Here is a 12,564-nt window from a genome sequence, read left to right on the forward strand (position 1 = left end):
CAGGCTGTATTCAGGGCAGATTAGTCACACTCGCAGAAATCGTCGGTGCACGTTCGAATCTGCCGTTCTTTTCGCAGATGGGTGCGCCTACATTCGAAGGCCCAAGGAAGTAATGAGTCGAGGCGTTTTCAGGCGGATTGGAAAAGCCCCCTGCGCTTCGGAAAGAATCAAAAGCGGGAGACTAAACGGATATGTCGGAACAGATGGGCAGCGGGGATCTTGCTGAATTGGTCCATCAGATGGAGCAATCGGAAGACGATCCGCGCCAGTGCTATGCGCTTGTCAAAGAGAGAATTAGCGAATTCCGGGATTCAGGTCGTGCCGTTCCGGACGAATTGAAGAAGCTCGAAAGGCGCTTCATGACGGAATGCATGCTGGCCTCGCAAGGCCGGTGAGGGACGTCGCATCGCAGGTCCGAGAGAACCTGCTCTCAATTTCATTTGGTCAATACATTTGGAAATGATCGAGGCTGACTGGCGCGAGTGTTCGCGTGAGGCGGCCTCTTTTCTTATGGCTCCTTTTGCGGGCTGACCTTGGCCGCGGCGCGGTCCCGACGGTGGCCGAGCCCTTCCGTTCGATAAAAGTGGGCAAGGCCCTCGGGCGATGCCAGCCTGATCTTCGGCAGGTCGATAGCATCGAACGTCGCGCGGTTGCGTTGGCGGTTCTTTCGGGTGGTGACCGCGATATGGCGGATCATCTCCCATTTCACGCTGTCCTGGCTGCCCTCCAGCGCTCCCACGCGTTCGCGCTCGAACCATGAGCGGCGCAAGTAGCGAAACAGGCTCGTGAGGGTGGAGGCGTCGAGCTGGATGACGCCTGTCGCCCGCGCGAGGCGCTGCGGCAGCAAGCGGGAATAGTTGCCATCGACGACCCAACGCTCCTGCAGGATGGCGGCGTCATGCAGGACTTTGAATTCCTCGTCGGGCCGCTCCTGCCAATCCGTTTGGGGCAGATGGCGAAGCTGATCCAGATGGACGGGGACAAGGCCGCGCGCTCGCGCGATCGCGGCCGTGAGGGAGGACTTGCCGCTGTTGGACGGACCCATGATGCAGATGCGGGGTCCGAGATCGTCGAGCGTCACTACCAGGCCTCCGTGATTGCGGTGATACCGCAGCGGTCTGCGCCTGCAAGAAGACGGCCCGTCAGCTAAAAGATGCTGAGATCACAGGACGTTATGCGTGCCGTCGCAATAGGGTTCGTCGTCGGTGGCCTTGCAGCCGCAGAGATTGAATGTGCCGGTTCGGTCCGGGACGAAACGCAAGGGCTCGAAAGATGTCCCCTCGTGCGAGCCGTCGCAGAACGGCTGCGTCTTGGAGCGGCCGCAACGGCAATACCAATATTCCTGCCCTTCCGTCAGCTCGACTTGGAAAGGACTCGTTTGGGCGACGACGGCCTCGTCGGACATGGCATGCTCCATTATTGGCTCGGGGGCTCAAGCCCCCTGGCTCGTTCGAAGTTTAGACTCGCTATAAGGTTTGAGCGTGCGGGGCAAGGCTACAGCTGGACGCGGAATAGGCTGAATTTCTGACATCGGTCGTCGGCGCTGCCTATCATCTGGGCGGGCAAAATTATTCGGCAGCCCGGCGGTGGACAACAGTCAATGGCTGGGCGAAGCTCGGCGCCGGCGGGGAGATCTCATTCGACCGGACAAGCGGGGCGGCTTGGCAGCTTGGCGGGCGGCGAGGGGTTTTCACGATGGGAGCAACGCAATTGCAGCCCGGACCTCGACTGGCGCGGGGGACGTTCACATGAGGGGACCATTTCGCATGTCCGATCTCTTCCGGAAGAAAGCTGTCGGCTACGACGACGCCGAGTTCGGCCTGAAGCGCGTCTTGAGCGCGCTCGATCTGACGCTGCTCGGCATTGGTGCGATCATCGGTACCGGTATTTTCGTGCTGACGGGCGTGGCTGCGGCAACTCAATCGGGGCCTGCGGTCGTTCTGTCCTTCGTCGTCGCGGGTTTTGCGTGCGGTTTTGCGGCGCTGTCCTATGCCGAGCTGGCCTCGAGCGTCGGCGGCTGCGGTAGCGCTTACGGCTACAGCTATGCGGCGTTCGGCGAATTGATTGCCTGGATCATCGCCTGGGACCTGATCCTGGAATACGGTGTCTCGGTCGCGGCAGTCGCCAACGGCTGGTCGGGCTATTTCAACAACGCGCTGACGGCGATCGGGCTGGGGCTGCCGGAAGAATTAACGAAGGGGCCATTCGCGGGCGGGATCGTCAATCTGCCGGCATTTGGGATCGTCATCATTCTGATGCTGCTGCTGATCATGGGCGTGCGGGAGACGGCGCGTATCAACGCCGCCATGGTGGCAGTGAAGCTCGCGACGATTGCGGTTTTTCTCGCCGTCGGGCTGTTCAACATTCACCCCGCGAACTGGACGCCGTTTGCGCCGTTCGGCTGGTTTGAGCATGTGGATGGCAAGCCGGTCGGCATTCTCGCGGGCGCGTCGCTCGTGTTTTTCGCTTACGTCGGCTTCGACGCCGTATCGACAGCGGTGGAAGAAGCGCGAGACCCGCAACGCGACGTCCCGCGCGGGCTGATTGGATCGCTGATCTTCTGCACCATCATCTACATCGTGGTGTCTGGCGTGCTGACGGGCATCGTCAACTATACTGAGCTCAATGTGTCTTCGCCGGTGGCGTTCGCGCTGCAGAAGATCGGTTTCAACTGGGCGTCGGCGCTGGTTGCGGCCGGTGTGATCGCGGGCCTGACGACGGTGATGCTGGTGCTCTACTACGCGCTGACCCGCATCATTGTGGGGGTGTCGCGTGACGGTTTACTGCCGCCGTATTTTTCGGTCGTCAACGAGAAGACCCACACGCCCGTGCGGACGACGGTCATTACAGGCTTGGGCATGGCCATCATGTCGGGCTTCATTCCGCTCGGTGTCCTGGCCGAACTCGTGAATATCGGCACGCTTGCGGCCTTCGTGCTGGTATGCGCCGGCGTAATCGCGCTGCGAAAGACGCATCCGGATTTGGATCGTCCGTTCAAGATGCCGGGCGGCATTATTCTGCCGGTCATGGGCGTGCTGTCATGCGGAGCGCTGATCGCGTTCCTGCCGTTTGAAACGCACCTGCGCTTTATCGTTTGGCTGGCGCTGGGTCTGATCATCTACTTCGTCTATTCGATCAGACACAGCCGCCTCGCGGCCGCATAGGGTTAAGGCGTCATCGAATAGTCACATAAAAACCCTTCCGCCGCAGGCGGCGCCGACTGGAAAAACGTCGGCGCCGGAGGTAGGGTCGCGGCGACTCGGCTGCCGGGAGGCCGTTTCACGCTGCCCCCGGGCCGATACCAAGGACAATCGACAATGGACTGCGACAGTCGCAGTGACGCTTCGCTTTCGCCAGCATCCTCCAGACGCACCTGATGGCATAGGTGGCTCGGTCGGCTGCGCGGTGGCCGTCAACCGAAAGAGAGCCCGATGCTGCGCAGCTATCGCCGCGAAAATTCACACATCGTCCTGCAGCACGAAGGTATTCCGGCCGATAACGTGGCTTCTATTCCAGGGCAAGCGGTCTGGATCGATCTTTACAATCCCGCACCGCAGGACAATCGCTTCGTCGAGCAGCTTTTATCGATCGATCTGCCGACGCGCGAGGAGATGCAGGAGATCGAGGTTTCGGCGCGGCTCTATCAGGAGGACGGTGCGGAGTTCATGACGCTGACGGCCGCGTCGCAGCTCGAAACCGACGAGCCGATGACATCGCCGATCACGTTCGTGCTGAAGGGCAGCACGCTGGTGACGATGCGCTACGCCGAGCCCAAGGCGTTCGCCAATTTCGTGACACGCGCGCAGCGTCCCAACAACGTGCCGGTCGCCAACGGTGAGCAGATCATGATGGGCCTGATCGAGGCGCTGCTCGACCGTATGGCCGACGCGCTGGAGCGGGTCGGCACGAATATCGATCAGGTTTCGCGGCAGGTCTTCCGCAAAGGCAAGATGAAGACGGCGCCATCGAGCGACGATCTGCAGCTCGCGATCGAGCGCATCGGACAGGACGGCGATCTGCTGACGAAGGTTCGCGAAAGTCTCGTCAGCATCAACCGCGTGCTGACGTATCACACCAATGTCGATCAGCAGGTCGACAAGAAGGTGACGAAGGAAGCGAAGGCGCGCACGAAAGTGCTCTATCGCGACGTCGTCGCGTTGACCGATCAGGCCACGTTCCTGTCGAGCAAGGTGAACTTCCTTCTCGATGCGACGCTTGGGCTGATCAATCTGCAGCAGAACCAAATCATCAAGATTTTCTCGGTCGCGGCTGTCGTGTTTCTGCCGCCGACGCTCGTCGCGTCAATCTACGGCATGAACTTCGAGGACATGCCGGAATTGAAGTGGCTGTTCGGGTATCCGTGGGCGCTGGCGATGATGGTCGTCTCAGCGATCCTGCCATACCTCTACTTCAAGCGGCGCAGGTGGCTTTGATGATTGGCATCGGCGACACGCGTTCCGCGCGCCGGCCGCCAATCGGGGCACAGCATTATCAACACCGTCATGCCGATGGAGGTCGACACCCAGACAAGCATCCAAATTCTCATTGTAGAGAGTTGGCTGGATCCCGGCCTGCGCTGGGATGACGGAGTGTTTGTAGACTAGTGGGCCGCGGGCGTGCTGGCAGCGTGAGCTATGACTCGAGCAAGCGCCGGGCGGCTTTGTCGGGGGACATGGTGCCGGAGAGAACGGCGTCGGCGAGAGGGTCGAGGCCGTCTTTGCCGCCGGCCTTGATACGGGCGGCGACGATGTCGGCGGCGGCGCGGGCGATGAGATAGCGCGCGCGGCGGCGGCGGCGATGCAGCGCGCCACCCGCGACGACGCGCTTGCCGATGGTATCGAAGGCGTCGACTAGCTGGCCCACTCCGTCGCCGTTGATGGCGCTCGTTTTCAGCACCGGCACCTTCTCGTTTTGCATCGCGCGGATCGACAGCGCGCCGATCAACTGCTGCATCGTCTGTTCGGCACCTGGGCGGTCGGCCTTGTTGACGACGATGATGTCGGCGATTTCGAGCAGGCCCGACTTCATCGCCTGGATATCGTCGCCCAGGCCTGGCGCTGCGATGACGACGCGAATGTCGGCGACCTCCGCGACGTCAATTTCGTTCTGGCCGGTGCCGACGGTTTCAAGAAGTACGATGTCGAAGCCCGCGCCGTCGAGGGCATCGACGATACGGACGGCGGCCGGCGACAGGCCGCCGAGATAGCCGCGTGAGGCGAGCGAGCGGACGAAGACGCCGTCATCATCGAGTGCGGCGGTCATGCGGATGCGGTCACCGAGAATGGCGCCACCCGAGATCGGGCTTGACGGATCGACCGCGATGACGCCGACGCTACGTCCCTGCTGTCTCAGATGCGCGATGACGGCGTTGACCAGGGTCGATTTGCCCGCGCCCGGCGGTCCGGTGAAGCCGACGACGAGGGCGTGGCCCAGATGCGGCTGCAAAGCCTGAAGCAAGCCCGGCGCTGCTGCCGACAGGCGTTCGAGCTCGGTGATCACGGCCGCAATGGCGCGGCGCTCGCCGGCCCGCATGCGGTTAACGTAACCGGCGATATCGGCGTCCCTGATGCGGGCGGCTGGGGGAGGTGGTTCTGCGGTCGTCTTGGCCATAAGCGCTGATAAGAGGGAAGCGGCCGGAAGGCAACGGTTAGGATGTTTTGGCGGGCGGTAGCGCGCTTCCTCCACAGGCGGGGGCGTGCATTCCCGGACGTCCTATGCAACGTTCCCTTCCAACAGGGGAATGGGGGAGTGAGACGGGTGTCAAACGTCAGCCGGGCAGCCGCACCGGCACATGCCGGGTCGGGATCTCAGTATCGTGCCGATATCGACGGATTGCGCGCTGTCGCCGTTCTGGGTGTGCTTGCCTACCATTTCGGCCTGGGTGTTCCTGGCGGCTACGGTGGCGTCGACGTCTTCTTCGTGATCTCGGGCTTTCTGATCGCAGGCATCATCAAAGCCGAGCTCGAGGCCGGCACTTTTTCGCTGGCGAATTTCTATGTCCGGCGGATCCGCAGGATTTTGCCGGCGCTGGCGGCGTGTGCGCTGGTTTCAACCGTGTTTGCTGCACTTCTATTGTTCCCGATTGACTTCAAGGGGTTTGCTCGGAGCCTATTCGCGGTCGCCACCTCGACATCAAACTTCTACTTCATGAGGGGAACCGGATATTTCGAAGGTCCAGCAACTGACAAGCCGCTTCTGCATACTTGGTCGTTGGGCGTCGAAGAGCAATTCTACGCGGCATTTCCATTACTGCTGATGCTTCTCTTCGCGCGAAGCCGAAAGCTTATTGTGCCCGTGTTGTTGGCCATCGCCATTTCGTCTCTGGCCTACAGTATTCGCGATGTGAAGCTGCATCCTCAGCAAGCGTTCTTCTCGACGGCGGGGCGGATCTGGGAATTGCTGACCGGCGCTCTTCTTGCCTTCGGCGCAGTACCTGAACTGAGAAGCCGGTTTGCGCGAGAGGGTGTGAGTTTCCTCGGCGCGGGCATGATTGCGGGCGCTTATGCCGTTTATAGCGATGCAACGGAGTTTCCAGGCATCGCAGCGGTGCCGTTTTGCCTTGGCGCGGCCTTTCTCATCCACTCCGGCGTTGCGAAAGGATCCGCACCGACGGTGGTCGCGCGTTGCCTCTCGCAGCCTGCTGTCATCGCGCTAGGGATCATTTCGTACTCGGTCTATCTTTGGCACTGGCCGATGATCGTATTTTTTAAGTACCGATTTCCCCAACTATGGGATGGAGACGGAGTCCAGTCGGTCGCGATCAGAGCACTACTGATGTTGGCGAGCATCGGGGTCGGCGCTTTGTCGTGGCGATTTATCGAGCAACCTTTTCGTCGCCTGCGGACGGAGACGCCGCGGCTTGTGTTCGCATCGGGCGGCATTGTGGTCTCTATTCTGGTGTTGTTGTCATTTGCTGCCGGCCACAAGCCGGGATGGTTTCAACATTGGCCGCCGGAAGTTCTTGCCGACATTGCGTCGGCTTCTGCTAGCGGCTTGGACCAGTGCAAGCGGCAACCCAATCCAATCGGATGGCCCAGCAGGACCTGCCGCCTCGGCCGCAACGGATCGCTCGATACGATCATTTGGGGAGATAGCCATGCTCAACGACTGACTGCAGGAATTGCTGCGTCAGGCGAAGCAGATAATCATTCGGTTCTGGTCGAGACGTACGGTGGATGTCCGCCTTTAGTCGGCGTGACACTTTACGGTCGTTCCCGGAGCGTCAAATGCCCTGAGTTCAACGACACGGTCATCCGACGAGCTCGCGCGGGCGATATCAAGCGTGTCGTGCTGGCGGCCCGTTGGGGGCTTTACGCAGAGGGACTGCGGGGAGACGACGACGGCGGTGCCGCAGTGTATCTGAGCAATGACGGTATATCGCGCAACGCCGCAATTTTTGCCGCGCAGATGGAGGAGACGGTCAGGGAGCTCACCGCAATCGGCATCGAAGTCGTGATTATCGGGCCAGTCCCGGAGAATGTTTTCAATGCCAGCCTAGCGTTTGCTCGTCATCGCGCTTGGAACGAGCCTCTGCCGCAGGAGACAGCATTATCCGATTTCTTCGAACGCGAGCGGCACGTTTTGCCGGTGTTAGCCAAGCTCGACGCGATGCCGAATGTTCGAGTCCTCTATCCGCATCTGCTTCTCTGCGATGAACTGGCCTGCCGCTACGGCAAGAGAGGACGTCCGCTCTATCGGGACGCAAATCACCTCAACGCCGACGGGCTCGCTGAGCTTGCGAGCTTCTATCCGAAGCTCTTTGCGCCCGATGCGATGGGCTTTGGTCGAACAGTCGACAGCGCCTTTTCTTCGGAGATGGCCGGTCGCCGCCTCTAGAACTTCCGCAGTACCTCCTGCTCTTTGCTCTCGGACGTCGGGGCAGCCTTGCCGAGGATGGTGGGCAGGATCTCTTCTGCCGTATCGACGACGGAGAAATGAACATCCAGTCCGGCGCGAATGAAGGTTTCGGCCTTCATGTGATCGAGCAGGTTCAGGAATGGGTTCCAGAAGCCGTTGATGTTGGCAACGACGATGGGCTTGGAATGGCGTCCGAGCTGCGACCACGTCAATTGCTCGACGAGTTCTTCAAGCGTGCCGACGCCGCCGGGGAGCGCCACAAAGGCGTCTGCGCGGTCGAACATCAGCTGCTTACGGACGTGCATGTTCTCGACGACGATCAATTCATCGACGTCCTGCAGCATGTGCTCGCGGCTGCCGAGAAATTCCGGGATGATCCCCGTCACCTTGCCGCCCGCTCCGAGCGCGGCGCGCGCGACTTCGCCCATCAGGCCGAGGCTGCCGCCGCCATAGATCAAGCGGATGCCGTTATCGGCGAGCGTCTTGCCGAGCTTTCGCGCTGCGATGGTGTAGGCGGTATCGAGGCCCTTGCCCGAGCCGCAGTAGACGCAGACGCCTTCAATCTTGGCGGGCGTTTCTGATTTCAGAGCTGAATTTTGGATGGTCTTGCTTTCGGCCGGCTTCGTGACCGGCATTTTTGTCATTTCGTTCATAAGTATTCCGATCTCAGACGATCTGTCTGCATTATTTAGTGTCGCCGCACGGCCCTGCCCAGGTGCGCCGGAGGGTGTCACCCTCAGATGTCTCATGTGACCGTTGTGAGCATCCGGTCACGCTTCCGAATCAATCCACGGTCTTTAAGCCGGGAAGCATGGCGCCGCTACAAGACGTGTGCTTAGGTCCCTTAATATAGGGGCTACAAGGCGATGTTATGAAGGACGGGGAACCTTCAGAAACGGCAGTGAAAACGGCGTTTCGTTACGCTCGAACTGGCGCTGCTGCGGGCCTTCTCGTCTCGGCGGCGCTGCTGGCGTTGCCGCTCGATGCTGCCAGTGACCGGCCCGACGCGGAGCGGGGGCTATCGCTGCCGGTTATCGACCGAAATTTTCGCGCTGTGGTCGCTCTTAATGACGAGGACACGCTCGAGGCGGCGCAGGCCGCGCAGCGCGTGGTGGCGCAGGATGCTCCGGATGAGGCTCAGGCCCAGACGGACACTCCGGCGCAGCCTGATCCGAGCGACAAGCAAACGCCGTGGCAAACGCGCGAGCTAGGATTGGTCGATCGCCTGCAGGATTGGCTGGCGCGTGCCAATCGTGAGTTTCAGGGCGTCATCATCCGGCGATTGTCGGTCGCGCCTCCGGGCGGGGGCGGCGACGACATCGCGCGCAAGCTGGAACAGGTAAAAGAGGAAGACGCCGAAACGGCGCGGCAGCATGCAGAGGAGGCCATCCTCGCGGCACAGGCGAAGCGGGCAGCCGACATCAAGCATAGCCAGGAGCTGGCGGACGAAGCGAAACGCAAGGCTGACGCAGCCGAGGCTGAACTGAAGGCCGAGGACGAGGCAGCGAAACGCAAAGCGGCGGCGCAGGCCGAGGAGCGGCGTCGCGAGAGCGAGCGTCTCGAGGCCGAAGCAAAACGTATCGAGGACCAACAGCGACAGGCGGAAGAGCAGCGCAAGGCCGACGAGCAGAAGCGTCTCGAAGCGGCGCGTCTGGCGGCGCAGGCGCAGCATGACGCCGAGGAAAAAGCCGCCGACGAAGCTGCGGCGCGCGAGGCGGCTGCGAAAGCCGAAGCTGAGCGTCAGGCTCAGGAAGCGAAAGCCCGCGAACTCGCCGACGAGCAGCGCCGTCGTGAGGAAGAAGAGCATCAGCGTGCTTTGGCCGAGGCCGCGTCTGCGAAGGCTGCGGAGGAGAAAGCCAAGCAGGAAGCCGCCGCCCGTGCCGCCGCCGAAAGGCAGCGCGTTGCGGAAGAGGAAGCGCAGAAAGCGCGCATCGCGAAAGAGGCCGAGGAAAAAGCTCAGGCGGAAGCTGCCGCAAAGGAAGCCGCCGAGAAGCAGCGCCTCGCCCAAGAAGAAGCTGCGGCCAAAGCTGCTGCCGCAAAAGCAGCGGAAGAAAAAGCCCAGCAGGAGGCCGCTGCAAAGGCGGCTGAAGTCAAGGCTCGGCAGGAAGCCGAAGCGGAAAAGCAACGGCTCGCAGACGAAGAAGCGGCGAAGGCGGCTGCCGCGAAGGTTGCGGCCGAACAGCAGCGTCTCGCTGAGGAGGAGGCTGCAAAAGCCGCTGCTGCTAAGCGCGCCGACGACAAGGCCAAACAAGAGGCTGCGGCAAAGGAGGCGGCGGACCGTCAGCGTATCGCCGAAGAAGAAGCTGCGAAGGTGGCTGCGGCGAAGGCTGCCGAGGCGAAGACTGCCGCGGCTTCACCGCCTGTCGCCGACCGCCAAACGCCCGCCGTCGAGGCGAAGACGCCTAAGGCGCATGTCATCCGAGAGGCCCGGAACGCCCACGTTGCGCACGGCCCGGTCGTCAAGCGCTGGGTGCGTCGTGCGCACATCCGCCCGGCAGCCCAAGGCCAATGCCGATATGCCGGGCGCAAGGCGTTCGTGCCGGGCCGTTACGTCGTCGCGCGCGGCGATACGCTGTGGCGGATCGCGCTCCGCCATTACCGCAACGGCCTCTATTACATCCGCGTCTATCGCGCCAATCGCGACACGATTCGCAATCCGAACCGGATCTATCCGTGCCAGACCATTTATCTGCCGCGAAAGCGGGGGTGATGGACTTTCCGGCCGGTTGACCCTATTTCAGGCCGAATGCAAAGAACTTCCGTCAGCATGCGCGCGCCCAGAAGCGGGCTTTTGGCGCGCCTTATTCCGTCCACCGAAACATCTCGGGTTTTGAGGGCCTTGTGGCCCTATGTCTGGCCGCAGGACCGCCCGGATCTGCGGCGCACGGTGGTGTGGTCGTTCGTCATCGTCGTTATCGCAAAAGCGGTGACGGTCGGCGTACCGTTTACGTTGAAATGGGCGACGGACGCTCTGGTCGCTGCGTCCGGCGGCCATGTCGCATCGAGCCAGACGCTGCCGTGGCTCGTCGGCGCGCCGGTGCTGGCTGTGCTGTTCTACGGCATCGCCCGTATCGTGATGGCGCTGTTGGTGCAGGTCCGTGAAGGCATGTTCGCGCGCGTCGCAATGCACGCGGTACGCAAGCTCGCCTTGTCGACATTCGAGCACATGCACCGGCTGTCGCTGCGGTTTCATCTCGAACGCAAGACGGGCGGTCTGACACGCGTACTCGAACGCGGACGCACCGGCATCGAAAATATCAGCCGCATGGCGCTGATGACGCTGATCCCGACGATCGTCGAGTTCTTCATGATCATCGCGGTGTGTGCGTATGAATTCGACTGGCGCTACATCGTGACCATCGTCGGTATGATCGCTGCGTATCTGTGGTTCACGATCCGAGCGACTGATTGGCGGCTGTCGATCCGCCGCGTGATGAACGAGAGCGACACCGACGCCAACACCAAGGCGATCGACAGTCTGCTGAATTACGAGACGGTCAAATACTTCGGTGCCGAGGGGCGCGAAGCCGCACGCTACGACAAGTCGATGGCGGCTTACGAGAAGGCGAGCATCAAGACCTATACGTCGCTCGCGGTATTGAACTCTGGCCAAGCGGTGATCTTCACGATTGCGCTGACCATCTGCCTCGTCATGGCGGCGAACGATGTCGTCGCCGGCAAGGACACCGTCGGGCATTTCGCGATGGTGAACCTGCTGATGTTGCAGCTCTTCATGCCGCTGAACTTCATGGGCATGGTCTATCGCGAGATCAAGCAGGGTCTGACCGACATCGAGCGCATGATGGAGGTGCTGGAGCAGAATCCGGAAGTTGCGGATCGGCCGGGCGCGAAGCGGCTCGATGTTTCGGGCGGCGCGATCCGGTTCGATCATGTGCGCTTCGGCTACGATCCTGAGCGCTTTATTCTGAAAGACATATCGTTCGAAGTGCCAGCGGGAAAGATGGTCGCTATCGTTGGGCCGTCGGGTGCGGGCAAGTCGACGGTCGGGCGGCTGCTGTTGCGTTTCTATGATGTCACGAGCGGGCGCATTCTGATCGACGGGCAGGACTTGCGCGATGTGACGCAAGCCTCGCTGCGGGCGGCAATCGGCGTGGTGCCGCAGGATACGGTGTTGTTCAACGATACGATTTTCTACAACATCAAGTATGGCCGTGCCGACGCCACGGACGAAGAGGTTTACGCAGCGGCGAAGCTAGCGCAGATCGACGATTTCGTGCGGGCGCTCCCCGACGGCTACGACACGATGGTCGGCGAGCGCGGGCTGAAACTCTCGGGCGGCGAGAAGCAGCGTGTTGCGATTGCGCGGACGATTTTGAAGTCGCCGCCGATCCTGCTGCTGGACGAGGCAACGAGCGCGCTCGACAGTCATACGGAAAAGGAAATTCAGGACGCGCTCGACCGGGTGTCGAAGGATCGGACGACGGTCGTCATCGCGCACCGGCTATCGACCATCGTGCATGCGGACATGATTTTGGTCTTCGAAGATGGACGCGTCGCGGAGCAGGGAACGCACGCTGAGCTGATTGCGAAGAATGGGCTTTACGCGAGCCTCTGGGCGCGTCAGCGGCAAGCGGAGAAGGCGCGCGAGGATCTCGCGCATGCGCTGGAAGAAGCCGGCGAGCTGCCGCCGCGGATTGGCTCGAGCGACGCGTCGCTGCTGGAGCGCGCCGAGCAGGAGTAGTCGCT

10 protein-coding genes are annotated in these 12,564 nt (G+C 61.7%); 6 read left to right on the top strand and 4 right to left on the bottom strand.

Annotated features, from left to right (window positions below; translation table 11 throughout):
* Nucleotides 1–191 precede the first annotated feature (191 nt).
* Nucleotides 192–395 carry a hypothetical protein gene (locus tag RLW41_RS17180; RefSeq protein ID WP_013947081.1) on the top strand — a complete coding sequence of 68 codons (204 nt, stop codon included), beginning with the start codon at nt 192–194 and terminating at the stop codon, nt 393–395.
* A 113-nt stretch (nt 396–508) separates the two neighbouring features.
* Here RLW41_RS17180 and RLW41_RS17185 read toward each other — a convergent pair whose 3' ends face one another.
* Both RLW41_RS17185 and RLW41_RS17190 read right to left on the bottom strand, forming a co-directional pair.
* A complete protein-coding gene (locus tag RLW41_RS17185) occupies nt 509–1,081 on the bottom strand; it encodes an AAA family ATPase (RefSeq protein WP_409562906.1) in 573 nt (190 codons plus the stop codon).
* 81 nt (nt 1,082–1,162) lie between these two features.
* Entirely contained in the window at nt 1,163–1,405 is a 243-nt protein-coding gene (locus tag RLW41_RS17190; RefSeq protein WP_013947083.1) for a CDGSH iron-sulfur domain-containing protein, read from the bottom strand.
* Between the two features lie 361 nt (nt 1,406–1,766).
* Between RLW41_RS17190 and RLW41_RS17195 the strand changes: the two genes are divergently transcribed.
* Nucleotides 1,767–3,164: an APC family permease gene (locus RLW41_RS17195; RefSeq protein ID WP_414462243.1), complete on the top strand. Its 1,398-nt coding sequence runs from the start codon at nt 1,767–1,769 to the stop codon at nt 3,162–3,164.
* A 267-nt stretch (nt 3,165–3,431) separates the two neighbouring features.
* Nucleotides 3,432–4,433, top strand: coding sequence for a magnesium/cobalt transporter CorA (gene corA / locus RLW41_RS17200; RefSeq protein ID WP_414462244.1), 1,002 nt, complete (start codon nt 3,432–3,434; stop codon nt 4,431–4,433).
* 199 nt (nt 4,434–4,632) lie between these two features.
* Here the strand turns inward: corA and meaB are convergent, their stop codons facing one another.
* Complete coding sequence (gene meaB, locus RLW41_RS17205) at nt 4,633–5,610, bottom strand: methylmalonyl Co-A mutase-associated GTPase MeaB (protein WP_414462245.1); 978 nt, start codon at nt 5,608–5,610, stop codon at nt 4,633–4,635.
* A 138-nt stretch (nt 5,611–5,748) separates the two neighbouring features.
* On the opposite strand from meaB, the gene RLW41_RS17210 reads away from it, so the two are divergent.
* Entirely contained in the window at nt 5,749–7,836 is a 2,088-nt protein-coding gene (locus RLW41_RS17210) for an acyltransferase family protein (RefSeq protein ID WP_414462246.1), read from the top strand.
* Here RLW41_RS17210 and RLW41_RS17215 read toward each other — a convergent pair.
* Nucleotides 7,833–8,510, bottom strand: a complete 678-nt coding sequence (locus RLW41_RS17215; RefSeq protein WP_414462247.1) for a TIGR00730 family Rossman fold protein — start codon at nt 8,508–8,510, stop codon at nt 7,833–7,835. The two genes, RLW41_RS17210 and RLW41_RS17215, sit on opposite strands and share 4 nt — an antisense overlap.
* 248 nt (nt 8,511–8,758) lie before the next feature.
* On the opposite strand from RLW41_RS17215, the gene RLW41_RS17220 reads away from it, so the two are divergent.
* Nucleotides 8,759–10,567 (top strand): LysM peptidoglycan-binding domain-containing protein, encoded by a 1,809-nt coding sequence (locus tag RLW41_RS17220; protein ID WP_414462248.1) that lies wholly within the window; start codon nt 8,759–8,761, stop codon nt 10,565–10,567.
* A gap of 36 nt (nt 10,568–10,603) precedes the next feature.
* Nucleotides 10,604–12,559: an ABCB family ABC transporter ATP-binding protein/permease gene (locus RLW41_RS17225; RefSeq protein ID WP_414462249.1), complete on the top strand. Its 1,956-nt coding sequence runs from the start codon at nt 10,604–10,606 to the stop codon at nt 12,557–12,559.
* The last annotated feature ends 5 nt before the right edge of the window (nt 12,560–12,564 follow it).

The sequence above is a fragment of the Hyphomicrobium sp. DY-1 genome (assembly GCF_047497105.1).
GTDB lineage: Bacteria > Pseudomonadota > Alphaproteobacteria > Rhizobiales > Hyphomicrobiaceae > Hyphomicrobium_B.

What these genes read in the sequence shown, in the direction of transcription:
- RLW41_RS17215 (WP_414462247.1), bottom strand. Translation starts at nt 8,510, where the DNA reads ATGAACGAAATGACAAAAATGCCGGTCACGAAGCCGGCCGAAAGCAAG.
- meaB (WP_414462245.1), bottom strand. Translation starts at nt 5,610, where the DNA reads ATGGCCAAGACGACCGCAGAACCACCTCCCCCAGCCGCCCGCATCAGG.
- RLW41_RS17195 (WP_414462243.1), top strand. Translation starts at nt 1,767, where the DNA reads ATGTCCGATCTCTTCCGGAAGAAAGCTGTCGGCTACGACGACGCCGAG.
- RLW41_RS17190 (WP_013947083.1), bottom strand. Translation starts at nt 1,405, where the DNA reads ATGTCCGACGAGGCCGTCGTCGCCCAAACGAGTCCTTTCCAAGTCGAG.
- RLW41_RS17225 (WP_414462249.1), top strand. Translation starts at nt 10,604, where the DNA reads ATGCAAAGAACTTCCGTCAGCATGCGCGCGCCCAGAAGCGGGCTTTTG.
- RLW41_RS17180 (WP_013947081.1), top strand. Translation starts at nt 192, where the DNA reads ATGTCGGAACAGATGGGCAGCGGGGATCTTGCTGAATTGGTCCATCAG.
- corA (WP_414462244.1), top strand. Translation starts at nt 3,432, where the DNA reads ATGCTGCGCAGCTATCGCCGCGAAAATTCACACATCGTCCTGCAGCAC.